General features: G+C 66.4%; 26 protein-coding genes. 8 read left to right on the plus strand and 18 right to left on the minus strand.

The window, feature by feature from the left end; translation table 11 throughout:
* Positions 1-163 precede the first annotated feature (163 nt).
* Both QFZ60_RS03920 and QFZ60_RS03925 read left to right on the plus strand, forming a co-directional pair.
* On the plus strand, positions 164-376 hold the full coding sequence (locus QFZ60_RS03920) for a hypothetical protein (RefSeq protein ID WP_307088333.1): 213 nt from the start codon (positions 164-166) through the stop codon (positions 374-376).
* A 302-nt stretch (positions 377-678) separates the two neighbouring features.
* Positions 679-2,019: a DUF2254 domain-containing protein gene (locus QFZ60_RS03925; protein WP_307088335.1), complete on the plus strand. Its 1,341-nt coding sequence runs from the start codon at positions 679-681 to the stop codon at positions 2,017-2,019.
* A 27-nt stretch (positions 2,020-2,046) separates the two neighbouring features.
* On the opposite strand, the gene QFZ60_RS03930 is transcribed toward QFZ60_RS03925, so the two are convergent.
* The 8 genes from QFZ60_RS03930 to QFZ60_RS03965 form a co-directional block, all read right to left on the minus strand.
* Positions 2,047-3,852, minus strand: coding sequence for a glycoside hydrolase family 15 protein (locus tag QFZ60_RS03930; RefSeq protein ID WP_307088338.1), 1,806 nt, complete (start codon positions 3,850-3,852; stop codon positions 2,047-2,049).
* A gap of 75 nt (positions 3,853-3,927) precedes the next feature.
* Positions 3,928-4,683, minus strand: coding sequence for a ZIP family metal transporter (locus QFZ60_RS03935; RefSeq protein ID WP_307088340.1), 756 nt, complete (start codon positions 4,681-4,683; stop codon positions 3,928-3,930).
* Positions 4,683-5,300: a hypothetical protein gene (locus QFZ60_RS03940; protein ID WP_307088342.1), complete on the minus strand. Its 618-nt coding sequence runs from the start codon at positions 5,298-5,300 to the stop codon at positions 4,683-4,685. The genes QFZ60_RS03935 and QFZ60_RS03940 overlap by 1 nt, the downstream gene beginning before the upstream one ends.
* Positions 5,301-5,323: 23 nt before the next feature.
* Entirely contained in the window at positions 5,324-6,427 is a 1,104-nt protein-coding gene (locus QFZ60_RS03945; RefSeq protein WP_307088344.1) for an enolase C-terminal domain-like protein, read from the minus strand.
* Between the two features lie 3 nt (positions 6,428-6,430).
* Complete coding sequence (locus QFZ60_RS03950) at positions 6,431-8,221, minus strand: thiamine pyrophosphate-requiring protein (protein WP_307088346.1); 1,791 nt, start codon at positions 8,219-8,221, stop codon at positions 6,431-6,433.
* Between the two features lie 2 nt (positions 8,222-8,223).
* On the minus strand, positions 8,224-9,879 hold the full coding sequence (locus tag QFZ60_RS03955) for a GMC family oxidoreductase (protein WP_307088348.1): 1,656 nt from the start codon (positions 9,877-9,879) through the stop codon (positions 8,224-8,226).
* Positions 9,876-10,517 (minus strand): gluconate 2-dehydrogenase subunit 3 family protein, encoded by a 642-nt coding sequence (locus tag QFZ60_RS03960; RefSeq protein WP_307088351.1) that lies wholly within the window; start codon positions 10,515-10,517, stop codon positions 9,876-9,878. Before QFZ60_RS03960 ends, QFZ60_RS03955 begins: the two co-directional genes overlap by 4 nt.
* Positions 10,514-10,981 (minus strand): hypothetical protein, encoded by a 468-nt coding sequence (locus tag QFZ60_RS03965; protein ID WP_307088353.1) that lies wholly within the window; start codon positions 10,979-10,981, stop codon positions 10,514-10,516. Before QFZ60_RS03965 ends, QFZ60_RS03960 begins: the two co-directional genes overlap by 4 nt.
* An 84-nt stretch (positions 10,982-11,065) precedes the next feature.
* Here QFZ60_RS03965 and QFZ60_RS03970 point away from each other — a divergent pair, with 84 nt between their 5' ends.
* Positions 11,066-11,566, plus strand: a complete 501-nt coding sequence (locus tag QFZ60_RS03970) for a MarR family transcriptional regulator (RefSeq protein ID WP_307088354.1) — start codon at positions 11,066-11,068, stop codon at positions 11,564-11,566.
* A 123-nt stretch (positions 11,567-11,689) separates the two neighbouring features.
* Here the strand turns inward: QFZ60_RS03970 and QFZ60_RS03975 are convergent, their stop codons facing one another.
* The 6 genes from QFZ60_RS03975 to QFZ60_RS03995 form a co-directional block, all read right to left on the minus strand.
* Entirely contained in the window at positions 11,690-12,679 is a 990-nt protein-coding gene (locus QFZ60_RS03975; protein ID WP_307088356.1) for an aldose 1-epimerase family protein, read from the minus strand.
* On the minus strand, positions 12,676-13,749 hold the full coding sequence (locus tag QFZ60_RS03980) for a glucose 1-dehydrogenase (RefSeq protein WP_307088359.1): 1,074 nt from the start codon (positions 13,747-13,749) through the stop codon (positions 12,676-12,678). The genes QFZ60_RS03975 and QFZ60_RS03980 overlap by 4 nt, the downstream gene beginning before the upstream one ends.
* A gap of 11 nt (positions 13,750-13,760) precedes the next feature.
* Complete coding sequence (locus QFZ60_RS21630) at positions 13,761-14,015, minus strand: phosphatase PAP2 family protein (RefSeq protein WP_373427711.1); 255 nt, start codon at positions 14,013-14,015, stop codon at positions 13,761-13,763.
* The gene (locus QFZ60_RS03985; protein ID WP_307088361.1) at positions 13,924-14,388 is read right to left on the minus strand and encodes a hypothetical protein; all 465 of its coding nucleotides are present in this window, start codon (positions 14,386-14,388) and stop codon (positions 13,924-13,926) included. The genes QFZ60_RS21630 and QFZ60_RS03985 overlap by 92 nt, the downstream gene beginning before the upstream one ends.
* A 285-nt stretch (positions 14,389-14,673) precedes the next feature.
* Positions 14,674-14,808, minus strand: a complete 135-nt coding sequence (locus tag QFZ60_RS03990) for a hypothetical protein (RefSeq protein ID WP_307088363.1) — start codon at positions 14,806-14,808, stop codon at positions 14,674-14,676.
* A 128-nt stretch (positions 14,809-14,936) separates the two neighbouring features.
* The gene (locus QFZ60_RS03995) at positions 14,937-17,042 is read right to left on the minus strand and encodes a transglycosylase domain-containing protein (RefSeq protein ID WP_307088365.1); all 2,106 of its coding nucleotides are present in this window, start codon (positions 17,040-17,042) and stop codon (positions 14,937-14,939) included.
* A 258-nt stretch (positions 17,043-17,300) separates the two neighbouring features.
* Between QFZ60_RS03995 and QFZ60_RS04000 the strand changes: the two genes are divergently transcribed.
* From QFZ60_RS04000 to QFZ60_RS04015, 4 genes are all read left to right on the plus strand, one after another.
* Positions 17,301-17,765 (plus strand): hypothetical protein, encoded by a 465-nt coding sequence (locus QFZ60_RS04000; protein ID WP_307088367.1) that lies wholly within the window; start codon positions 17,301-17,303, stop codon positions 17,763-17,765.
* A gap of 21 nt (positions 17,766-17,786) precedes the next feature.
* Complete coding sequence (locus QFZ60_RS04005; protein ID WP_307088369.1) at positions 17,787-18,845, plus strand: S1C family serine protease; 1,059 nt, start codon at positions 17,787-17,789, stop codon at positions 18,843-18,845.
* Between the two features lie 75 nt (positions 18,846-18,920).
* Positions 18,921-20,126, plus strand: coding sequence for an MFS transporter (locus tag QFZ60_RS04010; protein WP_307088372.1), 1,206 nt, complete (start codon positions 18,921-18,923; stop codon positions 20,124-20,126).
* A gap of 536 nt (positions 20,127-20,662) precedes the next feature.
* On the plus strand, positions 20,663-22,012 hold the full coding sequence (locus QFZ60_RS04015; RefSeq protein ID WP_307088374.1) for an MFS transporter: 1,350 nt from the start codon (positions 20,663-20,665) through the stop codon (positions 22,010-22,012).
* 77 nt (positions 22,013-22,089) lie between these two features.
* On the opposite strand, the gene QFZ60_RS04020 is transcribed toward QFZ60_RS04015, so the two are convergent.
* Positions 22,090-22,491 (minus strand): Hpt domain-containing protein, encoded by a 402-nt coding sequence (locus QFZ60_RS04020; RefSeq protein WP_307088376.1) that lies wholly within the window; start codon positions 22,489-22,491, stop codon positions 22,090-22,092.
* A 152-nt stretch (positions 22,492-22,643) separates the two neighbouring features.
* Between QFZ60_RS04020 and QFZ60_RS04025 the strand changes: the two genes are divergently transcribed.
* Complete coding sequence (locus tag QFZ60_RS04025; protein WP_307088378.1) at positions 22,644-23,885, plus strand: glycosyl hydrolase; 1,242 nt, start codon at positions 22,644-22,646, stop codon at positions 23,883-23,885.
* 65 nt (positions 23,886-23,950) lie between these two features.
* Here QFZ60_RS04025 and QFZ60_RS04030 read toward each other — a convergent pair whose 3' ends face one another.
* From QFZ60_RS04030 to QFZ60_RS04040, 3 genes are read right to left on the minus strand one after another with little or no spacing between them, the layout of a single operon-like run.
* Positions 23,951-24,100, minus strand: a complete 150-nt coding sequence (locus QFZ60_RS04030) for a hypothetical protein (RefSeq protein ID WP_307088381.1) — start codon at positions 24,098-24,100, stop codon at positions 23,951-23,953.
* Positions 24,101-24,111: 11 nt separating this feature from the next.
* Positions 24,112-24,933: a glycosyltransferase family 2 protein gene (locus QFZ60_RS04035; RefSeq protein ID WP_307088383.1), complete on the minus strand. Its 822-nt coding sequence runs from the start codon at positions 24,931-24,933 to the stop codon at positions 24,112-24,114.
* Positions 24,872-25,237, minus strand: a complete 366-nt coding sequence (locus tag QFZ60_RS04040) for a glycosyltransferase (RefSeq protein WP_307088385.1) — start codon at positions 25,235-25,237, stop codon at positions 24,872-24,874. Before QFZ60_RS04040 ends, QFZ60_RS04035 begins: the two co-directional genes overlap by 62 nt.
* Positions 25,238-25,383 lie beyond the last annotated feature (146 nt).

Below are 25,383 nucleotides of genomic sequence, written 5' to 3' on the forward strand. Positions count from 1 at the left end.
CCTTATGGCCGGCCTGGGGACCCGGGTACGGTAGCTCCTGCCGGAGAGTCCCGTGCTGGCGGGATTCCCATTTTGGGCCATCGGCTGGGAGCCCGTTGCGCCTGCCCTCGTCCTGGGCCGGGCCGCCTTTCCATCTCCCTTGCCGCATCCAAGGAGACCCGCGGTGTACACACGAACTGTCCCGGTCATTGCTGCCATTTTCCCAGCTCTGTTCCTCTCCGCAGGGCCGGCCCCTGCCGCAAATTACACAGACGACGACGTCCTCAACACCTACGTCGACTGCCCCCTGGAGCGCATCGGCACCCAGCTGGTCCGCTGCGACAACCTCACGGGCACAGGGGTTGATGCGCCCTACTGGATTCCGGAGCAGAAGTAGCGCACGCCGCAGGAGCCCTCACTTAGATACCCGGAACCCCTGGGCTGTTGGATGGCGTCTGCCCAATGCTGCCTGCCAGCAACACTTACAGTCTCTTCGGCGCATGCCGCGAGTGGCTCCGGCGAGTTGGCGGAGCCACTCGCGGCGGCGCTTCGCTGCATGACGTCACCGAGCCGCAGACAGTAGGGTGGGTATCCCTGGACCGGGCAGCGGCAGCTGAACAGTACCGCCACCCATGGGCAAACCGGCGCCGGGGAGACAGGGAGTTCCATGGCTGAAGCATTCCCACGGGAGACGGAGCGTTGCTGAACGGACGCGCCGCCCATTGGCTGGACGCGCTGCGGACCCAGCTGTGGCCGCTGCCGGTGCTGGCGGTTGCCGCCGCAGTGGCGCTGGGGGTCGCATTGCCGGCGCTGGACTCGGGCATCGACGGGCAGTTGCCGGACAGCGTCGGCGTCCTGCTGTTCAGCGGGGGCGGGGAAGCGGCCAGGGCGGTCCTGCAGTCAATCGCGGGATCCCTGATCACGGTGACCTCCCTGACCTTCTCGCTGACGGTGGTCACGCTGCAGCTGGCCAGCAGCCAGTTTTCGCCCCGCCTGTTGCGGACTTTCACCGCCGACCGCTTTGTCCACGGCACGCTGGCGCTGTTCCTGGCAGCGTTTGCGTTCGCCCTGACGGTGCTGCGCAGCGTCCGCGGTGAGACCAACGGAAGCACGGCGTTTGTCCCCGAAATATCAGTAACCGTGGCGTTCGCCCTCGCCATTGCCAGCGTGGTGGGCCTGGTACTGTTCCTCGCCCACCTCACCCGGGAGATCCGGGTGGAGACCATGATGCGCCGGGTGGACGGCGAAACCCGGGACACCATCGACCGCGTGTTCCCGAAGGACCGGCCGTTGGCAGGCCCCCCGCCCATACCTCGGCCGGGTGGTTTGCCCATCACGGCAACATCCTCAGGGTTCCTCACCTCACTGGACAAGGACGCACTCCTGGCGGCGGCTGTGAACTCCCGGGCCGTGGTCCGGGTCGACAGGGAACCGGGGAGCTCCCTGGTGGAGGGTGTTCCTTTCGCCACCGCCTGGCCGCTGGAAACGGGAACCGGCCTGGGGCCGGACGCCCGGGAGGAGTTGTGCCGGGACGTCAACGCTGCAGTGGCCACTGGCTTTGAACGCACCAGTGTCCAGGACGTCGGCTTCGGCTTCCGGCAGCTGGTGGATGTCGCAGCGCGTGCCTTGTCACCCGGCATCAACGACCCGACGACGGCGGTGCACGTCCTGGGCCACCTCTCGGCGCTGCTGTGCAGGCTGGTTGACAGGGACCCCGGCCCGGAGTCCGTCAGCGACGACGACGGGCAGGTCCGGGTGGTGCTTTCGCTCCCCGGGCTGCCGGCACTGATGGACCTGGCGATTAACCAGGCAAGGAATTATGGCGCCGGGGACCCGGATGTGGCCCGCCGCCTGTTGGACCTCCTGCACGAGGTGGCATTCTGTGACGCCCGGGGCCGGTACCGGGACGTTGTGAAGGACCATCTGGACCGCATGCGCACTGCAATAGCTGCGGCGGATTACTCTGCGCCGGAGCGGCGGCGCCTGCTCGACCGGGCGCAGGCCTGCGCCGCCGACGTTGAGGCCGCGCCGGAAATGTAATTCATGGGAACGCTCCAGGCTGCCCACTCACTTCAGGTCTGAATGCTTTCCTTTCATCGGGGCGTTGCTGTGGTGCGGACCGTGGTGCAGCTGGAGGGCGCAGTGGATCAGCGGGAAGTGGCTGAAGGCCTGTGGTGTGTTGCCCAGCTGCCGTCCGCGGCGGGGGTCCCACTCCTCGCTGAGCAGCCCCACGTCGTTGCGCAGTGACAGCAGGCGCTCGAACAGGTCCACGGCCTCATCCCGGCGGCCGATGCCCAGCAGCGCGTCCGCCAGCCAGAAGGAGCAGGCCAAAAAGACGCCCTCCGTTCCCGGCAGCCCGTCATTGCTCGCTTCCGGATGGTACCGGAGGACGAACCCGTCCTCCGTCAGGTTCCGCTGGATCGCTTCCACGGTGCCCACCACGCGGGGATGGTCGTGGGGGAGGAACCCCACACGGGGGATCAGCAGCAGGCTGGCGTCGAGTTCCTTGCTGCCGTACGACTGCACGAAAGTGTTGCGTTTCTCGTCGAAGCCGTGGGCCATCACGTCATCGTGGATCTCCTTCCGCAGCCTGGTCCACCGGTCGCCGGGTCCTGGCAGGCCGGACTCCTGCACGGCCTTCACCATGCGGTCCGCCGCCACCCAGGCCATCACCTTGGAATGGGTGAAGTGGCGCCGGGGCCCACGCATCTCCCAGAGCCCGTTGTCCGGCCGGTCCCACGCCCCCTCCAGGAACTCCATCAAGGCCACCTGGATGTCCCAGGAATCGTCAGTGGTATCGGGGTCCGCGGCGCGGGTGAGGGCCAGGCCATCCAGGACCTCACCCCACACGTCCAGCTGCAGCTGCGGGGCGGCGGCGTTGCCGGTGCGGACCGGCTTGGACTTCTCAAAGCCCGCCAGCCATGGCAGTTCGGCTTCGGGCAACCTGCGGGTACCGTCCAGCCCGTACATGATCTGCAGGTCAGCGGGGTTGCCGGCCACGGCACGCAGCAGCCACTCCCGCCACGCCGCCGCCTCATCCACATACCCGCAGGCCAGCAGGGACTGCAGCGTCAGGGTGGCGTCCCGCAGCCAGCAGAAGCGGTAGTCCCAGTTGCGGCTGCCGCCCGGATCCTCCGGCAGCGAGGTGGTGGCGGCGGCCACGATGCCCCCGGTGGGCGCGTAAGTGAGCGCCTTGAGCGTGATCAGGGACCGCTCCACGGCGTCCTTGTACTTCCCGTCCATGGAGTTCCGGCCGCTCCATTGCTCCCAATACTCCTGCGTGGAGGCCAGCGCGCTCTCCGGATCGGTCCGGTCCGGAACCGGCTTGTAGCTGTGTGCCCACCGCAGGACGAACGGGACGCGGTCCCCGGCCTTGACCGTGAAATCGCTGACAGTCCGCATATCCCGGCCCTCCAGGGACGCGGGAGTGCTGAGGTAGGCGGCATCCGGACCCGCGACGGCGCTGATGCCGTGGTCCATGTGGCGGACCCACGGAACGATCCGCCCGTAATCGAAGCGCAGGCACAGTTCCCCATGCATGGCCACGCTCCCTTTCAGGCCCTCGACGATCCGCACCATGTCAGCAGAATCATCCCGGGCGGGCATGAAGTCCGTGACCCTGACGCTTCCGTCCGCCGTGTCCCATTCCGTCTCCAGGATCAGGGTGCCGGGCCGGTAGCGCCGCCGGGTGCAGTCACCGGTGCCGGCGGGGGCCAGCCGCCACCGGCCCGCGTCCGGGGTGTCCAGCAGGGCCGCGAAGCAGGCCGGTGAATCAAAGTTCGGCAGGCACATCCAGTCAACGGACCCGCTGCGGCCCACCAACGCCGCCGTATGCAGGTCACCGATGATCGCGTAGTCTTCGATCCTTGCCATCCGTCCCTCCCGGGTTTCGTGTCTTAAGCAAATTCTGTGTGGCCTGGCGCTGGCAGTGCAGCCTTCCGCCCGGACCTACCCGCCCACCTGGTCCACCGTGAAGGCGGCAAGGAAACCCGCGGCGGCAATCAACCCGGTGAGCAGGTGGTGCTCCTCGAAGGCCTCGGGAATCATCGTGTCCGCCAGCATGGCCAGGATGGCTCCGGCCGCCACGGCGGTAATGAAGGCCACCACTTCCCCCGGGGCGCCCTGCAGGAGCACAAATCCGATCAGGGCGGCCAGCCCGGAGAGCACCGCGATCCCGCCCCATACGCCGAACACATAGTTGGCACCGCGTCCGGCCTTCTTCATGCCCGCAGTGCTGGAAAGCCCCTCCGGGACATTGGAGATGAAGACGGCGGCCAGCATCGCCGGGCTCACGGCCCCGGCCGTCACCAGCCCCACCCCCAAAACCACCGATTCCGGGATGCCGTCCAGCAGCGCCCCGATGGCAATGGCCGTCCCGCTGCCCGGTTTCTCCTGCTCAGAGGGCTGCTTGCCGCCCGAGCGTTTCCGGTGCTTGGCGCCCTTCCTAGCCAGCAGGAAATTGGCGGCAACGTACACCAGGGCACCGGTGGCGAACCCGCCGATGGTGGGCCAGAGCCCGCCGCCGTTGACGGCCTCCTCCACGAGTTCAAAGGACAGTGCCGAAATCAGGACCCCCGCCCCGAAGGACATCACGGAGGACACCACCTTCGGCGGGATCCGCCACTTCCACGCCAGGGCGCACCCCACCACCAGAGCCCCGCCGGCGATGGTGCCCCACATCCATGCCTGCAACCATTCCGGCATCAGGCACCACCCGCCGTCGAACGCCCTGGCCTCCGGTGCCTGGCGTTCCTGGCTGCCCAGACGGCCGCGACGGCCAGGAGCGAGGCCACGCCTGATGCTGCCACCGCCAGAAGCTGCCGCACGGCCCGGGTGTTTCCGAGGACGGCGCGCGGGTCCGGACGCGGCTCCGGCGTCCCGCCCGTGACGTCGCCGCTGTCCAGCTCCCATGCCGAGGCGGGAGGGAAAGTGCCGACGGGCAGCTTGTCCTGCCGCAGCTCCCGGCGCCCGGCCAGGCGCTTCCGCACCCCGTCATTCGGGGCAGGCACCGCGGCCTCGGCCGCCAGGGCTGCGGGAAGGTCGATGAGGTAGGGCTCCCCATGGAACGCCGCGGAGGCCACCGAGTCCAGCCAGATGGTGGTGGGCGCCTTCACGCCCCGGCGCGAGAATTCCGCCTGGAGCAGCTCCCGGATCTCGTGCAGGCTCCTGCCGGCGGCCGCCCGCGCCACCTGGAAGATTGCCGCCTGGAGCTGCGCCTTCTCACCGGCGGCAGGGTCCGTGGCGCTGGGATCCTGGCCCGTCGGGTCCGGGTTCAACGGTGTGGCGTCCGATGGGTCTCCGCTGCCTGGGCTGGTGCTCATGGGCTTCCTCTCCGTCCTGTTCTTCAGCGAATCCGGTAGGGCTCTGCGTCGGCCGCCCGGAAGGCCAGCCCGTTGCCGGGGGCATCCGATGGCCGGACGCAACCGCCGCCGGGGTCAAGGGTTCCGTCGAAGAACAGGTCCTCGATCCGGACGTGGTCATGGAACCATTCCAGATGCCGGAAGTTGGGTGTTGCGGCGGCGACGGCGGCACTCAGGTGGGGTGCGCAGTGCCCCGAGACCTCCAGGCCGTGGGCGGCAGCGACGGCGGCGATCCGCAGCCATTCGCTGATCCCGCCGCACCTGCTGACGTCCGCCTGCAGGCAATCCACGGCGTCCGCGCTGCACATGCGCTGGAAGTAGGGCAGTCCCGTGCCGTATTCCCCGGCTGCCACGTCGGCCTCGACGGCGGCACGCACCGCCCGCAGTCCTGCGAGGTCGTCGCTGGAGACCGGTTCTTCGAACCAGGAGATGCGCTCTTCCGCTGCGTCCCGCATCACCCGGACCGCCTGCTTGGCGGTGTAGCCACCGTTGGCGTCCACGAACAGTTCGGTACCCGGGCCGACGGCGGCACGCGCCTGGTGGATGCGCTCCAGGTCCCGCGGGACGTTCGTTCCGCTGTCCTGGCCGATCTTGATCTTCACGCGGGGAATGTGCTGCTCCCGCGCCCAGCCCTGCAGCTGGTCCCGCAGCTGGTCCTGAGTGTAGGTGGTGAAGCCGCCGCTGCCATACACGGCCACGGTGTCCCGGACAGCGCCGAGGAGTTTGTGCAGCGGCAGCTCCAGCAGCCGGGCCTTCAGGTCCCACAGGGCGCAGTCGACGGCGGACACGGCGTAGGAGGCCAGGCCCGTCCGCCCCGGGTTGCGCACCGCCCGGGCCATCGCCGCGGCCGCCGCCGGCACGTCCAGGACGTCAATGCCCTCGACGGCCGGGGCCAGGAGGCCTTCCACCAGGGCCGCCGCTGCTGCAGGGGCATAGGTCCAGCCCAGCCCCGTCCTCCCGCCGCTGTCCGCCTCCACCAGGACCAGCGTGGTGGAGTCCCAGCTGTAGGTGCCGTCCGCCTCGGGCGCGTCGGTGGGAACCGTGTAGGTGCTGGCCCGGATTGCGGTGACGGGGGTGGCGGCGGACATGTCTCAACCCTCCTTGTGCGGCAGGAATTCCTGGATCTTGGTCTTGACCCCTTCCTTCACCACTCCCCAGGCGCTGTCATCGCCCTTGACCATGGCCTCCGCCGTCTTCCGCGCCTGCTCAAAGGTGGCGTGCGGCGGGATGGGCGGAATGTCGGGATCGGTGCGGACGTCCAGGACGGTGGGCCGGTCCGCGGCGAGGGCCTTCTCCCAGGCCGGCCCCACGTCGTCGGGATCCTCCACGTGGAGGCCCTGCAAACCCAGGCTTTCGGCGAAACCCGCGTAGTCGACGTCGGGCAGCACCTGGGATTCGCGGAAGGCCGGGACTCCGCCCATGGCCCGCATTTCCCAGGTGACCTGGTTCAGGTCGTTGTTGTGCAGGACGGCCACCACCAGCCGGGGATCGTCCCATTCCCGCCAGTAGTGCTTCACGGTGATGAGCTCCGCCAGCCCGTTCATCTGCATGGCGCCGTCACCGGCGAACGCGATGGCGGGTCGGCCCGGGAAGGCGAACTTGGCACCGATGGCGTAGGGGACGCCCGGGCCCATGGTGGCCAGGTTCCCGGACAGCGAACCGCGGACGCCGTCCCGGAACTTCAGCTGCCGCGCGTACCAGTTCGCTGACGAGCCGGAATCCGCGCTGAGCATCGCGTCCGCCGGCAGCCGGGGGGAGAGCTCGGCGAAGAGCCGCATCGGGTTGATGGGGTTGGCGCTGACCATGGCTTCGTCATGCATGATCTCCCACCAGCGGCTGATGTTTGACTCCAGGTTTTCCCGCCAGGACCGGTCCTGCTTGCGGGCCAGGTGGGGGATCAGGGCGCGCAGGGCGGTGGCGGCGTCGGCCACGATGTTGAATTCGTTGGTGTAGCGCAGGCCGATCATCTTCGGGTCCACGTCGATCTGCACGCCGCGGGCCTGCCCGGGTTCCGGCAGGAACTGCGTGTACGGGAAGCTGGAGCCCACCGTGAGCAGGGTGTCGCAGTCCCGCATCATTTCATAGCTGGGGCGGGTGCCCAGCAGCCCGATGGAGCCGGTGACGTAGGGCAGGTCATCGGGCAGCGAGTCCTTGCCCAGCAGCGCCTTGGCCACCCCGGCCCCCAGTAGTTCCGCCACCTCCCGGACCTCGGCGGCCGCTCCGCGGGCGCCCTGCCCGATCAGGATGGCCACCTTGGATCCCTCGTTCAGGAGCTGCGCGGCGCCCCGGATTGCCTCGGTGTCCGGCTGGATGTCCGGCCAGCGCACACCGACGCTGGAGGGCACCATCTTGAAATCGTGCGTGGGGGCGGCGTACTCGAGTTCCTGCACGTCCGCGGGGATGATCACCGCGGTGGGTGCCTGCTGGGCCTCGGCGATCCGGATGGCCCTGTCGATGACGTTGGGGAGCTGTTGGGGAACGGTGACCATTTGGACGTAATCCGAGGCAACGTCCTTGAACAGGGTCAGCAGGTCAACCTCCTGCTGGTAGGACCCGCCCATGGCACTGCGTGCGGTCTGCCCCACGATGGCCACCACCGGATTGTGGTCCAGCTTGGCGTCATAGAGGCCGTTGAGCAGGTGGATGGCCCCCGGCCCGGAGGTGGCCATGCACACGGCAACGCGTCCGCCGTACTTGGCATAGCCCACGGCCTCGAAGGCCGCCATCTCCTCGTGCCTGGCCTGGATGAATTTCGGCTGGTTGCCCGCATTGCCAAAGGCGGCCAGGATGCCGTTGATGCCGTCTCCGGGGAAACCGAAGACCTTGTCCACGCCCCACTCACCCAGCCGGGAGAGCAGGTAGTCGGCCACTGTTGTTGCCATGATCAGTCTTCCTTTGCGCTCATCGGGGCGCCGCGGCGGGCGCCTTGGACCAGGACGCTGGCGGTCCGGGCCGCCAGCGCCATGATGGTCAGGGCCGGGTTGGCGCTGCCCTGGGTGGGCAGCACGCTGCCGTCGGTGACCAGGAGATTGGGTACCGCGAAGCTGCGGCAGTTCCGGTCCACCACGCCGTCCTCCTGGGTGGCTGACATCCGCGCCCCGCCCACCAGGTGCGCGTAACGGTTGATGGTGATGACCTCCTCCGCCCCCGCGGCGGTCAGGATTTCCTCCATCACCTTCTGCGCGGCGGACATCAGTTGCCGGTCGTTATCGCACTGGCTGTAGCTGAAGCGGGCCACGGGGATCCCGTTCCGGTCCGTTTCCTCCGCCAAGGTCACCCGGTTCTCCTCGAGGGGGAGGAATTCGCACAGCGCGCCCAGGCAGGCCCAGTGCGGGTAGTCGCTCATGTAACGGCGAAGGGTGGGCCCCCAGTGCCCCTGGGCTGCAACATGTTCAGCCCAGGTGATGGGCAGCGGGGACACACACTGGATGGAGAACCCCCGCTTGTACGGCTTGGCGGGGTCCGTCTCGTAGAAGTCCTCGGTGCTGACTTCCGGGGGAGGGGCCTTCCACATCCGCACCTCGGCCTGGAACCTGCCGGCGGTTTGCGGTGCGCCCTGGACCATCAGGTACCGGCCCACCTGGTCGAAGTCGTTGCACATCCCGTCCGGGAAGCGCGGCGAGGTGGAGTTCAGCAGCAGCCGCGGGGTTTCGATCGAGTAGCCGGCCACCGCCACCATCCGGGCCCGCTGGAACCTGGTGACGCCGCCCTGGACGTATTCGACGCCGGTGGCCAGCCCGGTCTGTTCATCGAAACATATCCGGATGGCCATGGAGTCGGGGCGGATTTCTGCTCCGTGGGCCAGCGCGTCCGGGACGTGCGTGATCAGCGGGGACGCTTTGGCATTCACCTTGCAGCCTTGCAGGCAGAAGCCGCGGTAAATGCAGTGCGGCCGGTTGCCGAACCGGCCGTTGGCAATGGCCACCGGGCCCACCTTCGCGGTGACGCCGCAGGCATTGGCGCCGCGGAGGAACAGTTCACCGTTGCCGGATACCGGATGCGGCCGGTGGGGGTAGCCGTGCGGATCACCCCACGGCCAGCGCTCGCCGGCCACCGGCAGCTCCGCTTCGATGTCCTCGTAGTACGGCCGCAGCTCCGCGTAGTCCAGGGGCCAGTCTGCGCCCACCCCGTCTGCGGTGAAGGTCCTGAAGTCGCTGGGGTGGAAGCGCGGTGTGTAACCGGCGAAGTGCACCATCGATCCGCCAACTCCGCGGCCCGAATTGTTCGACCCCAGGGGCACAGGATCCGTCCCGGAGATAACGCGTGGCTCGGTCCAGTACAGGTGGTGGGACCCCGCTTCATCGCTGACCCAGTCCCGCTCCGGCTCCCAGAACGGCCCCGCATCCAGAGCCACGGCACGCCAGCCGGCGCGGGCAAGGCGCTGCAGCAGCGTGGCCCCGCCGGCTCCGCAGCCCACGATCACCATATCCACCTCGTCGGTTTCGCCATACCGCTGCATGTCCTCCCGCAGCCGGAGGTTGCTGCCGGGGCCCTTCGGCAACAGCCAGGCTGATTCGTTGCGTTCCCGCAGGGTGCTCATCTGTCTGCCCCATGCGTCGGATCGTCGTCCGGGCGGACGTCCCGCACCTCGAACGGCTCCAGCCGGTCCACCCCAAGGTTCTTGTAGCCGCGGGGATAGGCCGGCCCCGCGAAGCCGATTTCGTCCCAGGCCAGGGGATGGGAGTAGAAGGCGGTGCAGGCGTACCGGGTCCAGAGGCTCCACACCCGGTCCGCCGGCAGTCCGTGCCAGAGTTCCCGGTGAAGGTTGCAGATGTCCTGCAGGAGTTCTGCCTGCTGCTCCGGATCCAGCCGGGCGAAGGTGCAGCCGGTACGGGAGTGGGCTTCACTGTCCAGCGCCGCCAGCGTTGCGCGCCACGCTTCACCGTCCCGCGGCATGTTGTCGTAGTGCCAACCATCGGTTTGCTCCTCGGCCAGCCGGGCGTCCACCATGTTCACCACCGGCACGCGGGGCTCGCCCTGCTGGCCCAGCAGCAGGTCGAAGAGGGTACGCGCCGCAGCCTCTTCCGGCGGCGTGAAGAAACGGACGTCGGGCGGCATGCCCAGGCGGGATTCGACGACGGCGGCAGTGGCCCGGTCCCAATGGTCCCCCTGCGCAAGGGTGCTGAAGCCGGGGTAGCGGCCGCCGCCGTCGGACGTTTCCAGCGGAAGGCTGCTCATGGTTCCCGCCTCAGGACGGAGGCCAGCACTCCCATCCCGCCCACCAGGGTGACCAGCAGCGGCGCGAACAGCGGTGGACCCATCTCCAGGTTGTAGCGGAGGTTGGACAGGCCGCCGGGCTTCTGCCGGATCCCCTGCAGGTGCAGCCAGGTTCCCTGCAGTCCGTTGGCGATGATGGCCGCGCTGGCCAGGGGGAGGGCGGTCTTTGCCATGCGGCGGCTGAATACCCCGGCCACCCCTGCGGCGGCCCCCACCGGGCCCAGTGCCACGGGAACCCACATCCACGCGTTGCCGAAGCTGGCCTTGTCATGTTCAAGGTAGATCTCGGCCGCAGTGACCAGTGCCCCGGCTGCTGTCAGGCCTGACAGGGAACGTTCAAACCGCCCCGTCTGGACGTTCTTGATGAGGCGGTCAATGCCGTTGACTGTGCTGGCGACCGGATCGGCCGGATGTTGCGTCTTCATGATTCTCCTTCTTGCCGGCGGCCCAACAGGCGGGGGAACCGGCAAACTTTGCGGGGCAGCAACTATTGGAGGAAACTGATGCCCATGGAAACATCTGCCGGATCTGGGCCGGTCCCGGAAGCTCTGAGTCGGGAAGTCGAAGCCGTGATGGCCGCCGCCGACACCCTCATGCGCGTAGTGGCGCGCTCCGTTGCCGAGGTTGAGGACATCGTTAATACCCCGCAACTGCGGGTGCTGGTGCTGATCCACACCCACGGGCCCCAAAACCTGGGCGGTGTGGCCGCAGAGCTTGGCGTGCACGCCTCCAACGCCACCCGCATCTGTGACCGGCTGGTAGCCGCTGACCTGCTGCAGCGCCGCGAAGATCCCGCTGACCGCCGGTACATCCGGCTGGAGTTGACCCGTGAAGGCAGGGAACTGGTCGATACCGTGCTGCAGCACCGGCGGCAGGCCATCGCCGAGGTAATTGCCAGGATGCCTGCCGGGCGGCGACCTGCACTGGCTGCAGCGCTGGAGGCCTTCGCAGCCGCCGCCGGCGGCCAAGGGACCTCCGACGGTCGCTTTACGTTGGGCTCCAGTTCCTGACGTAACCGGATCCTGGTGCGGCAAGCCATGCCTTCATTGAACCCCAATGTTTGCGTATGCGCAATAGTTGGCGGTAATTGCGGGTGACTTTTCCGATCGGTCCGGAGGGGCGCAGGGGGCCATTCAGAGCGGTCTGATGCCCCACTGGCCGGTGTGGGATTGCCCGGGCTCCAGGGTGATCAGGCCTTCGCCTGAGTTGAAGGCGTCGGGGGCGCAGGTCATGGGCTCCACGCCCAGTCCGGTGCGGCGGCGGTCCGGTTGCGGGAGGCTGTCGCCCGTGAAGATTTCCAGGTAGGGGTAGGTACCGTCCACCCACAGCTCAACGCCACCCGATCGGTCCGGACGCAGCAGTGTCACGCTGGCGCGCCCGTCCCCGTCACAGATCAGGTCGGTGTAGGCCACATCGATGTGCCGGGCCCCCAGTTGCTGGAGCTCGCGCAGGTCGTACTCCGTGCCGTCCACCCGCTCGTGCCCAGTGGGGATGCCGCGTTCATCCACGGGCAGGTACGTCCGCCCCGGCACCTGGACCAATCCTGCATCGATGGCCTGGCCGGGCAGCCCCAGGCTCAGATACGGATGCGCGCCTGTGCCAAACGGGCAGGGCTCCGGACTGCGGTTGGTTACGGTCGTCCGCACCCTCAACCCGCCGTCGTCGAGCCCGTAATCCAGCCGGCAATCAAGCACCCATGGCCAGCCCTGGCAGGCGTGAAGGGTATGCGTGAACGCGATCCTGTCCTCCCGCTGATCCTCGGCCTCCCAGCTCCGCCAGCGGGTCAAGCCGTGGATGGCCCCGCCCTTGTCGGGCTCGCTGAGGTCAAGCTGCAGCGTGCTGCCACCCCACTCGTAGCTGCCGCCCCTGACCCGGTTGGGCCACGGGATGAGGGACTGTCCGCGCGCCCCCGTGCACATCTCCTCCGGGCCGTAGCCCTCCACCAGGGGGCGGCCGTCCAGCAGGTAGTCCCGCAACGCCCCGCCCACCTCCGTGAGGTGCGCGGATTGCCGGGCGTGCCGGATGTCATATTGGCGCCCTGACGGGAGCCGGCGGCCGCTGGCGGCCTCCTGCCCTGCCTGGCCATGACTCTTCGCTGCCGGGCTCGTGGCTGCGGCGCTCATGGCTGGCGGGTCCCGCCGTCGTCCTTTGCCTGGAGGTCCAGCACCACTTTGACGTCATCGGGGTGGCGGTCAAAGGCCTCGGCAAATTTGCCCAGGGGAACCCGGCGGCTGATCAGTCGCCCCAGCCAGTCTGCGTCGGCAGCAGCCAGGGCCTTGGCGCCGGCGTCGTAGTGACGCCGGTTGGCATTGACGCTGCCGAAGACCACGCCGTTCATCAGAACTTCCTCGCGGTTCAGCGCGCCCACGTCCACCTCGGTTTGCTTCCCCGTGCCTGAGACGCCGGTCAGGCAGGTGATGGCATCCTGGGCGCGGCAGCGGAGGGCGTCCAGCACCACGGGGGTCACGCCCGTGCATTCCACCAGGACATTGGGCTTGAGCCCGGAGCCCGGCAGGGATTCACTGTGGTAGGTGGCGCCAAGGGCGCGGACCAGCTCCGGCTTGGGCCCGTCCTTGACGATGTCGAACACGTGCACCTCCAGGCCTTGCTGGACGCCCAGGAGCGCGGCGAGCAAGCCAACGGGTCCGGCCCCGGTCACCACCGCGACGTGGGGGTCGAAGAAGGCCCGCTGCCCGATCCTGTTGATCTGCTCCCAGGCCTTGGCCACGATGGTGGTGGGCTCCAGCAGCACTCCCACGTTTTCCAGTCCAGGGTCCAGTTTCACCATGGCATCCGGGTCCGCGCGCCATTTCTCGCGGGCAAATCCGTCCAGGCCTTTGATGCCGTGCTCGGTGTACTTGCCGTTCAGGCACATGTCCCACTCGCCCGCGGCGCAGGCCTTGCACGGCTCGGGATCGGGCCTGCGGACGATGCCGACCACCAGGTCTCCGGCCGCCAGCCCCGACCCCTCCGGCGCCTCCACCACCCGGCCCAGGTTCTCGTGCCCCAGCACCAGGTAGTCCTGGCCGGGCGGAGCCTCGCCGTATTCGGCGTCGATGATCTCACTGTCCGTGCCGCACAGGCCCACGGCCAGTGCCTCCACCAGCACCTGGCCCCCGCCCGCCTCCGGTTGGGGAATATCGCGCAGGTGAAGGGAGTCCTTGACTCCAGGGGTAACTGTCAGCGCACGCATGATGCCTCCCTTTAGCCGTGGTTGTCTTTGCCAGTGTCGCGCTTTATTTGCGGGTACGCAACGGTACCCGGATTGGGGCTGCCCTCACTGTTCTGCCGCTGGCCGCCGCGGCTGATGTCCAGCATGATCACCACAGCAAGGAGGACTACGGAGATTGAGGCGGATGCGAGCGTGTCAGTAAACCAGTGGTAGCCAAGGTAGACGCGGCTTGCTGCTTCCAGCGCCAGGCCTCCGGCAGCAGCGGCGAAGGCCAGTATGACGGACAGCGTGCGGGAGGACCGGGGAGAAGAGCAGGTATGCGCCGATCAGCAGGAAGTTGGAGGCGCCGACGACGTGCCCGGAAGGAAACGACGACGTCGCATCGGCGCCCAGCATCATCAGGGCCGTTGGGGGCCGGGAGCGACCTATGGCGTGCGCAATAACTTCCGTGACGATGACCCCCGTAAGCATCGACCCGGCGAGCAGAAGGGGTCGCCAAAGACGGCGGGTCAGCAGGGCCCACCCCGTGGTGGCGACCAGTGTTATCACCGGAAGGGCCAACGGGCCGAACACGAAGGCGAGTCCTGCCAGGACGGCTGTGGCTGCTGCGGTCCGGTGATCTACGAACCAATCGGTCATGGGCCTGTCAGCTGCTGCCACGCCTTGTCCCTGGAGCACTTCCCCGAGTGTCAATAAGAAGGAGGTTGCGCCGGCCAGGGCCAGCATCAGGGACACCGTACACAGGATGAGGTGCCGGCCGGGGGAAAGGATGTACCCGTCACCTAACCGGAAATGCCTTGGCCCGCCCTTCCCCGGGGTCCGGCTGCGGCCGGTGCCCGCTCCGGGGGACGGCCTGGGGGACGGCCTGTCCAGTTGGGGCGCCGGTGCGGGGTGGCTTGGCTGTGCATGTCCGGCTTCCGGGGCAGGTGACTTGTTTGTCACCGCTCATCCCTCACGTTGGATGCAGTAGGCGTCGCCGTCCACTTCCCTGGCCGGCTGCGGGCGGTAGCGGACCACGAAGCAGGACCGTTCCTGCCGCCCTTTGACCTCTGGCCGGACGTCGTCGTCATCGCTTGCCACGGCGTACTCATTTCTCCTGTTGGAACGGCCGCTCTTCGGTTTGGAGTGAAAATGATATGCAAGGGTAGCGCAACAGTTGTAGGTGCGCAACGGTATGCTGTTGCCGGAGGCCTCTGAGCACGCCCCGGTTACCGGAGCATTGATGGGGGCGGTGCGGGAAAAGGGCCGCCGGGGTATTTGGCGGCCGCGGCGTTCATGAGATGGGCCCACTGCGTCCCTGCAATGTTGGCTCCGTCCAGGCCGGCGTAGTACTTCCCGTTGATGGTGATGTGCTCATTTGCCCATTCCGGCCCAAATCCCTTGTAGCTCCCGAACCATGAGGCGGTAGCGATGCCCGTGGTGGCGCCAACGGTCCAGGTCTGCGTGTGTCCGTCGGTGGTGCCGGTTTTGGCAAAGATGTCGTGATCCTTGTTCACAGGGATGTTATAGCCGGATCCTATGGTCAGGACGGGCTGGAGGGCGTAGGTGACGCCGGCGGCGACGTCAGGATCGATGGTCTGCGTGCAGTCCGCGGGCGGCACCGGATAGTTGTGTCCCTTGGGCCCGGTGACGCTCTCCAGGGCAACCGGGGAGCAACGGACTCCGCCGGCGGCGAAGGTGGCGTATGCGGTGGCCATGTCCAGCGGCGCCACATCCTGCGTGCCGATCAGATTGGCGATACTGGACAGGTCGTAGGGCTTGTTGGTGTGCCCGTTCTTGACTCCGGCCGCCGTGGCCATTTTCTGGATGTTGCAAAAGTCCAGCCGCGTTGCTGACTGGAACGTGATGGTGTTGATGGAGCGGTAGAGGCCTTCGAGCACGCTCATCGGGTAGTAGTGGTAGGGGTCGTCGTTGGGCAGGGGCGTCTGGCCGAGCGCAGGATCGTAGGACCCGGTGGTGGTGCCGCAGCTGTTTTTCCAAGGGAATCCGGCTTTGTAGATGCGGACGGAGCCGTCCAGCCTGGTGGCCATGGACCGCCCGGAATTGAGCCATTCGGCGAAGACGAACGGTTTCATGGCGGAACCGATCTGGAAGCCGCCGGCGCCATGGAGAGGCTTGCCCCGGCTGTCCGTTTCCGGAAGGGTGAGGTTGCCGGTGTAGTGTCCGGGTCCCGGCGCCGGGCTGTAGATGGTGTTCTGGGCCATCGTCAGGACCTTGCCGGTGCCGGGCTGCACGCTCACAAGGGCGGCCCCACGCTGCAGCGGGTCCGTGGGGGGAAGTGAGGCGTTGACCTGTTCCTGTGCCACCCTTTGCAGCTCCGGGTCCAGGGTGGTGCGGATGGTCAGCCCGCCCTGGTACAGCAGTTTGCGCCGGGCGGCTTCGTCGGGACCAAATGCGGGATCGTTCAGGATCAGGCGTTGAATGTAGTCGCAGAAGTACGGTGAGTTGGCGGCGGCGCATCCCTGGGCTGATGGCTGGACGTTTAAGGCAAGGGGAGCGGCAATAGCCTTGCGGTGCTGGACCCTGGAGATGTAGCCCTGTTGAAGCATTTGGTCCAGGACTTCGTTGCGCCGGGCCACCACATGGCCCGGTTCCGTGAGCGGATCGTAGTACCCGGGCCTGTTGACTACTCCTGCCAGGGCGGCGGCCTGGGTAAGGCTGAGGGCGCTTGCGGGGACGCCGAAATACTCTTTGGCTGCCGTCTGGACGCCGTAAGCTCCGTTGCCGAAATAGACCAGGTTCAGGTAGCCCTGAAGGATCTGGTCCTTGGAGTATTTGTCTTCGAGTGCGACGGCGAGCTTCATCTCCCGAAGTTTGTCGCCGATGGTCCTGGCGGCGCTGGGCTCAACCTCGTCCGCCCTGCCGTTGGATATCAGCGACTGGATGAGCACATTCTTGACGTACTGCTGGGTAATGGTGGACGCGCCCTGCCGGCCGCCCTGGACGTTCACATAGAGGGCCCGGAGGATGCCGGTCGGGTCGATGCCGCCGTGCTCATAGAAGCGGGAGTCCTCGATGGCCACGATCCCTTGGCGCATGAAGGGTGATATCTGTTCCAGGCGCACGGGTTCTCGATTCTGCGAATAGAACCGTGCGATGACCGATCCATCTTTGGCCAGCACCTGGGAGTTCCTGGCCGGCGGATCCAGATCGAGATCAGAGGGCAGTTGATCGAAGAACCTGCCGGATGCCGCGGTTACGGTGGAACCCAGTGCCGCGGCCGGGGCCAGGAGCCCTGCGACCAGAAAGCCGCCGATGACGCAGGCGGCGACGAAGGCTACTGCCCTTTTCCACGTGGTGTCCATAAGAAGCATGCAAAAGAATTCCTTGTCGTGTCGTCAGGGAGTGCGTGCGCGTCTCTTGGGCAATAGTTAGCAACGTGCAAACAACGCTATCTTCCTATCTGAACGGGCAGGCCATTTTTCGGTCACGGGAGGGCAACGATTCGGGAAAAGCGAGCGGGATGCGTCCGAAGCTGTTGCGCGGGCGCAACTGCTGGGTGACACTGAAGGGGACGAAAGAGCGGGCGGGGGGCATTAAAAGGGATCGCAAGGCCAAGGAAGGGAACAGCCATGAAACCCACCAACGGCACCATCGAATTCTTCCGCTTCCTGGCGGTCCTGGTGGCTGCAGCCCTCCTGATGGCCGGCTGCTCGGACCCCGCTGAAGGGGACCGCGACCCTGTTGCGCTCGGCTCCGACCTGAATTTTGCGGGGCTGGAGCTGCGAAGCGTCCTGCTGGTGACATCAGGGCAGGATGAACCCGCCCGCGTCCTGGGGACGATCATCAACACCACGGCCACGGATATCGAGCTGGTCCTGGCCGACTCCGACGAGCAGGTGCGGGTCAAGATCCCGGCCAACGGGAACAGGGAGTTTGACCAGACGCCCGTCATACTCAACAGCGCCCCGGAAGCTCCGGGGGCGCGGGCTGACCTGACAGTGAGTGTGAAGGGGCAGGAAACCACCATCAATGTCCCCATCCAGAACGGGACTTTTGACCAGTACCAGCCCTATATCCCTTCCGCCAGCCCGTGACGCCTAAAGAGGAGGTGTCATATGAAGTTTGGACTCTGCGCCGCGGCTGGAGTGGCGGCGGCGGCACTTACGTTAACGGGCTGCACCGGTACCCCGGCACCGGTGCCCGGTTCCTCCATCGCATCCCCTGAAGCGTCGCAAGGAGCGTTGGCAGGCGGCGGGGGTTTGCCTGCGGTTCCCGGCGTTGTCAGGGAAGTCGAGCCTTCCGTCGTCACCATCCGGACAGCAATCGGCCTGGGCAGCGGGGTTATCTATCACAGCGACGGATCGATCGTCACGGACGCACATGTCGTGGAGGACCAGCAAAAACAGCCCTTTAAGAACATCGAGGTCCAGTTCGCGGACGGCTCCCAGTCCCAAGGTGCCGTCATCGGCGTTGACGACGTCACGGACCTTGCTGTCCTGAAGGTCAACCGTACCGGCCTTCCGGCGGCAAAATTCGCCACGTCCGATCCCGAGGTGGGTTCGATGACCGTGGTCATCGGAAGTCCGCTGGGGTTGGAGGAGACCGTCACTGCCGGGATCGTTTCAAGCCTGCACCGGAACATGCCGCCGTCGAAGGAATCACCTCACGGCGCCATCGATCTGCTGCAGACCGACGCGCCGATTTCCCCCGGCAATTCCGGCGGTGCAGTAGCGGATTCCAGTGGCCAGGTGATCGGTCTTTCCGAGGCGTACCTTCCACCCAGCACGGGAGCCGTCGCCATCGGGTTCGTTACGCCGTCTTCCACGGTTACCGACGTTGCCGACCAACTGTTGGCAAGCGGGTCGGTCAAGCACGCCGCCCTCGGCGTGGTCCCCACCGACATCACGCCACAGCTCGCCAAACGCTTCTCGCTGCCCACGACGGCCGGGGCATTGATCGTGGATGTTTCCCAAGGAAGCCCGGCGGAACAAGGCGGCATGAAGCCAGGCGACATCATCACCAAGTTCGCCCAGACGGACATTCGAAGTGTGACCGACCTGCTCGTAGCCCTCAGGAAGCAGGACCCCGGGCAGCAGGTGGACGTCGTGGTGCAGCGCGGTTCAACGTCACAGAACCTGCACATCACCCTTGGAGACCTGGCCGGAGAGCGCTGAGCTGGGAATATCACCGCCTTTTTGGGTACCTTTCCCTGGCAAGAAGGACCAGGTTGACGAGGGAAAGAAGCTACGATGACTGCCGCCACCCGGAATGCGCCTCAACACACCCTCAGATTCGGGTTTGCCTTCATTGGGGTTCTGCTCATTGCCGTAAACCTTCGGGTTTCCTTTGTCAGTGTGGGTCCCGTCCTGGCCAACATCAGCAGTGATCTTGGACTGTCCAATCCGGCAGCAGGGTTTCTCACCGGCCTTCCGCTCATCTCGTTCGCGGTCTTCTCACCCGTCGCGCCCGCTTTTGCTGACCGCTTGGGGCTGGACCGGGCGCTGTGGCTGTCCCTGCTGATCCTCGCCTCGGGCATCATGCTTCGCTCACTGCCCGTGCCCGGTTTCATCTGGGCAGGCACGGCCACGCTTGGTTTGGCCATCGCCTTCCTGAACGTCCTGGTGCCTTCCCTGGTGAAGCGGGACTTCCCGCTGAAAGTCAGCCAGGTCACCGGCAGCTACACGGCGGCCCAGGCAGCTATCGCCGCCGTCGGGGCCGCTGTGGTGGTCCCCGTGGCCCAAACTTCACCTGCCGGATGGCGGCTTGCCCTTGGCATCTGGGCGGGGCTGGCCATTATCGCCACAGCCGTCCTGCTGCCGTTCCTGCGCAGGCCGGCCACAGCCGGCACGCACGCCACCGCCCGGAGGGCACCGAACTCCTACCAATCCCCCTGGACTTCGTCCCTGGGATGGCAGGTGACACTGTTCATGGGACTGCAGTCGGTGGCCTTCTACGTGTTGATGGCGTGGCTGCCCACCATTGAGCAAAGCCAAGGAGTTCCCGCCACCACTGCAGGCATCCATCTATCCGTCTTCCTGCTGGTCAGCGTGTTTGCAAGCCTCGGAACAGGGGCGGTCCTTCACCGTGGGCGGGACCAACGGCTCACAGCCTCTGCAAGCGCCGCCTTCACCTTCATGACGTTCCTGGGGCTGGCCCTTGCTCCTGACCTCATACTCCTTTGGGTCCTGCTGGGGGCAATCGGCTGCGGGAGCCTCATCGTCATCGCCCTATCGCTGTTCAGCCTCCGCACGCGGAACCACCCCCAGGCGGCGGCCATGTCAGGGATGGCCCAATCCGTAGGCTACGGCCTCAGCGCCATAGGCCCCGTCTTATTCGGCGGTCTGCATGACCTCACCGGTTCCTGGACCGCCCCGCTCATCACCATCGCCGCGGCCATGGCCGTCCTGACGCTCATTGGCTCACTTGCAGGACGCGACCGCGTGATCGGGGGCTAGCTGGTGCCAGGAGGGGACTACGCGCGGTAGCGGGAGTTCGGGCAGCCGGGCGTGTAGCACTCAAGCGAGGCCAGTTTCCATCTCTCCACTGACTCCGGTTCCTTGTCATCGCCCGCCCGCTCCCACATGGGATAGGCCGTTTCACCGCAGAGTGGACAGTCGGCCGCGTAGCTGCGCATCTCTTCCGCCGAGAATTCCCGATCCTCTTCCACTCCTCCATGCTAAGGCCCGCATTACGCCAGGCACGCGGGGGATATTCCCGGAAGGGCGGTTCCCAACTGTGCGGTCCCGCGCCGGACGGGTCTTTGGAACGTGCTCTTGCGTGTACGCAATAGTTGCGTAAAAATAAGAGCATGGTTCCGGGGCAAGGATCCCGGCTGAAGGTGCAGGAATATGCGCCGCCATGCCGGCCCCTCCCGAACAAGTCCTGCTCGTTCCGCCCGGCGGCGGAAAGCGGACCCGATGGGCCCGCGGGAGAGCAATAGCTTTACTGGGGGACGCGGTCTGATCTGCCATATAGCTAAGGAGCATTTCCAATGGCACAGAGCGTTAAGTCAGCAACGGCAGTGGGCAATGCCCGGTGGAAGCGGTTGATTCCGGTCGCCATCGTCGTCTACATCATCTCGTTCATGGACAGGACCAATATCGGGTTCGCCTTGAACGGACTCCATAAGGACCTGGGTATCGACGCCGCCCAGCAGGGCCTGGCTGCAGGCATCTTCTTTATCGGCTACCTCGTCCTGCAAATTCCGGGCGGCCACCTCGCCGAGCACTGGAGCGCCAAGAAGTTCGTCGGAATCATGGTGCTGATTTGGGGCGTCCTGGCCGTTCTGTCCGGATTCATCCAGGATTTCACCCAACTGCTGGTGGTGCGCTTCTTCCTGGGCGTCGCGGAGGCCGGCATCTGGCCGGCAATCCTTGTCCTGATCAGCCACTGGTTCCCCGCCGCTGAGCGGGCGCGGGCCTACGCGTTCTGGATGATGAACATTGCCATCGCTTCGATCATCACGGCGCCCCTCTCCGGCTGGATTCTTTCCTTCTCGGACTGGCGGTGGCTGTTCATCATCGAGGGCATTTTCCCGTTCGTGATCGCCGCACCCCTGTGGTGGGCCCTGATCGCCGACCATCCCCGCGAGGCCTCATGGTGCTCGGTCCAGGAGCGTGAGTACATCGAGAGGGGACTTGCCGAAGATGCAAAGGCACATCCGCAGCAGGAGAAGCTGGGCCTGCGCCACGTGGTGTCCAACTCAGTGGTGTGGAGGCTGACCCTCGTGTACTTCCTCATCCAGATCGGCTTCTATGGCATCAATATCTGGCTCCCGCACGTGATCAAGACGATCACCTCCGGTTCCTCCATGGAGGTGGGGCTGATTACGGCCATTCCGTACGTGTTGGCCATGGTGGGGCTCTGGTACAACGCCAAGGCAGCCGACCATTCGGGCCGCTACTCCACGCACGTTCTGCTGTCGATGGCAGTCGGGGCTGTTGCCTTGGTTGTCTCGGTAGCAACCGGAGACAACATGCCCATCCTTGCGGTCACCCTCATCAGCGTTGCCGTCGCCGGGGCACTGGCCTACGACGGTCCCTTCTGGGCGTCAGCGTCCCGGGCAATGCCAGTGGCCGTCGCCGGCACCGCTATGGGGCTGATCAATGCGGTGGGCAATCTCGGTGGATTCGTAGGACCCTACGTTGGCGGTTTTCTGCAGGATGTCACGCAAGGCAGTTTCCTGGCCACGTCCATTTTCCTGGCATGCTGCCTGTTGGCCGCGGGCCTGGTGATGCTGACACTGCGGCGCAGCGGTGACAGGCCGCTCTCACGTGACCGGTTGCAGGAAGCCCACTCCGGAGGGGCGGCGGCAGAACCAAGGATGAAGAAGTCATCCTGACCGATGGCACCGCAGTAACTTACCGACAACGCTGTGCAGGGCCATGCCGCAATGTGCGGCATGGCCCAACGCCGTCTTTAGGCAGCACCGGCGGCGACGGGCCCGCCCGCCAGCGACACTGCGGTCTCTTCGGCGCATGCCGTGATGCGGCCGAGGTGCCGGCCGGCCAGCTGCGGCAGGGCCGCGTTTCCTTGCTGCCCCATGTCCTCCAGGAAGCCCTGCAACTGGAGTGCCATTCCGGCAAGGCGGTCAGCGCCTACCATCTGGGACGAAATCTTGAGGCTGAGAACCGCGTCCATGGCCAGCGCATGGTCCGCAGTGAGCAGTCCCGTGCGCAGCTTCCGGATTCGGAGGGGCAGTTGGGCCAGGAAGCACTCCAGGAAGAGGAGCCAGCCCTCCTCGTCGTCGAGCTCGGCGCGCAGCGTCGCAAGGACTGCCGGATCGACCAGAAGCCGCTCGGGATCATCACGGTGGTTCACGTATTCCTCATTTTCCAGCAAGTTCTTGCGCAGAATTCCATCAAGGCCTGATCAGTTTCACCACACGGCCTTTAGGATCAGGCATGTGCCGTCCGGTGCACCTGGCCGGCAGCAGACTTGGCTGCCACGAACGATTCTGGGGATCGATAGCCTTGTTCAACTCCATAAAGACACGCTTCGCGGCCGTCGCCGCAGGTCTGGGCGTGGCCCTGGCCCTGACGGTGGTTCAGCCCGTGGCCGCGCAGGCAGCTGCGGGACAGATCGCCTTGAATCCGGCCACGGGGCCGGCCGGGTCCTCCATCACGGTCACCGGCACAGGCTTCAAAGCCTCCACCACCGGAACCGTGATCATCGGTTCGGCTACTTTCCCCTTGAAAACGACGTCGACCGGCGCCTTCAGCGCCCCGGCCACCATCCCGGCAACCGCCACAGGCAAGATCACCGTGACTGCCAAGACGTCCTCCGTCCAGGGTTCGGCCGTGTTCACGGTTACCGTGCCGGCCCCGACGGCCCCGACCGTGCCGCCCGTCAGCGACGCCAAACTCCGCTTCGGGGCGGCCACGGCCGGGGGACCCCTGGCTGGCAGCGAGCTTGACGAGGTGGCGGTCCTCGCCGGTGAAGCACCGTCCAGCGTCTTGTTCTACGAGGACTTCGCACAGCCCGCACCCATCACCGAAATGAACGCGGTCCGTGCCCGGGGCGCGGTTCCCCTGGTCACCTGGGAGCCCTGGTTGTGGGGCGGCGGTGTGAACCAGCCGGCCTACAGCCTGGACCGGATCACCGCCGGCGATTTCGATCCATACATTGCCCAGTGGGGCCAGGCGCTGGCCTCCTGGGGTTACCCGGTCCAGCTGCGGTTCGCCCACGAAATGAACGGCGACTGGTACCCGTGGGCTGAAAGCGTCAACGGCAACCAGCCCGGGGATTACGCCGCGGCCTGGCGGCACGTGCATGATGTTGTCACGGCACAGGGCGCCAGCAATGTGTCGTGGGTCTGGAGCCCCAACGTTCCGTACCACGGCGCCACGGACCTGGCCGGACTGTATCCCGGGGCAGGCTATGTGGACATCGTGGCCCTGGACGGTTACAACTGGGGAACTTCCGCCTCCTGGAGTGCCTGGATCTCCGCGCAGGACCTCTTCGCGCCGGGCATAGCCCAGCTTCGAACCCTGGCTCCCGGGGTGCCCATCCTCATTGCCGAAACGGCGTCGAGCGAGGCCGGCGGCGACAAAGCCGCGTGGAACTCTGACCTGGTGTCCTACCTGGCGGCCCAGCCCGATGTGATGGGTTTCGTGTGGTTCCACCTGCAAAAGGAAACGGACTGGCGCATCAACAGCAGCGCCGCCTCCGCAACAGCGTTCAAGAACGTGCTTCAGGCCAGGCGTACGTCTTAGCTGGTGGTTCCGGCCAACCGCCGCTGGCCCGGAATGTGCTCCAGGCCGGGCCAGGGCGGACGGCATCAGGGCTTGACCTTGCTGCCTTTGCGCAGCAGCGACAGCAGGGCCACGCCGATGAGTGCGGTGCCCAGGGCGGTAAGAAGGGACGAGCCGACGTTGAGCCCTGTGTAGGCCAGGGCGGCGGCTCCGGTAGCGGGGATAGTGGCGGTCATTCCATACATGGTCAGATGTCCTCTGCGGTGTATTGGGCTTCCCAACGGTCGATCCGCCGTCGGGTGATTTTGGTGGTCAGGGCCGCGCCCCAGGAGGCAAGGAACCACCCGGACCGCAGCCACATGAACAATTCCTGGGGGAAGAAGGTGGCGGCCAGAAGGATGTCCTTCCAGTCCCGGTGCGGAATCCGCCACGCGCGTTTGATGTCCAGCGCGATGAAAAGGACGGGAACCAGCCACCAGAACAGGACGAACCTGAAGACGCCCAGGGCGAGTGAAAGCACCATGACGGCGATCCATAGGAACTTCAGGAAGACGCCCAGCAGGCCCATGGCCTGTTGCCCCCAGTCGCGGAGGGTCAGCCGGTTGATGCCCAGGTCCAGGAGGTCCTCAACGGTTCCCACCTGCCACTTCATCCGCTGGCCCCACAGCGCCTTGATGGTCTTCATCGAGTCCGTGTAGGCGCGGACGTCGGGGGACACCTGGCAGATGTAGTCCAGTTCGCGGATCCGATAGGTCAGCTCGAAGTCCTCCACCTGGGAGGTATAGACCCAGGGGCCGTCCCTGTCGTCCCGGTCGGCGATCTGCCGCAGCACCACGTTGTTGATGGCGCAGCCCGTCCCTGCCAGGACGCTGGTCTGCCGGCGGCGCAGGGCGGTGTCCGTCCAGGTGGCGAACTCGGCTTTTTGCAGCCGGCTGAGGAATCCGGGGTCCTGCATGGTGAATTTCGACGACGATCCGCCCAGCCGTGCGGCCCGGCGCCCCAGGAACTCACGCTCCCAAGCGGCCAGGGCGTTGGGTGGAAGGACGGTGTCCGCGTCCAGGCAGACCACCACGTCGGCCGTACGCGTGTTCGTTCCAGGCCCGGTTGAGCGCCTCGGACTTGCGGTGCTCCAGCCGTGGCAGCTCCATCACGGTGACCGGGTACTTCCTGGCTTCCCGGGCGGTGTCATCGGTGCAGCCGTTGGGAATCACCACCACCAAATCTGCCGGGCGTGACTGGAGCATCAAGCCGTCAAGGGTGTCGCCGATCGAGCCCGCTTCGTTGTAGGCCGGGACCAGCACCACCAGACGCAAGGGGTGTCCGATAGGAGCGGATGCGGTGCGGGCAGGGGCAGCGGACAGGCGGGCAGGCATGGAGGGCTCCTCGTTTGGGTTGGTGGCCCCCCATTGGGCCGCACCCCATCCTTGAAGCGGCCACTCAACTTATGCCCCTGCCTTCCCTCAAGGTTCCATAAAGTCTTTTTGCTGCTCGGCGCCTCACTGCACGCGTTTGGCCTGCG

The organism is Arthrobacter sp. B2I5 (assembly GCF_030816735.1).
Lineage (GTDB): Bacteria > Actinomycetota > Actinomycetes > Actinomycetales > Micrococcaceae > Arthrobacter.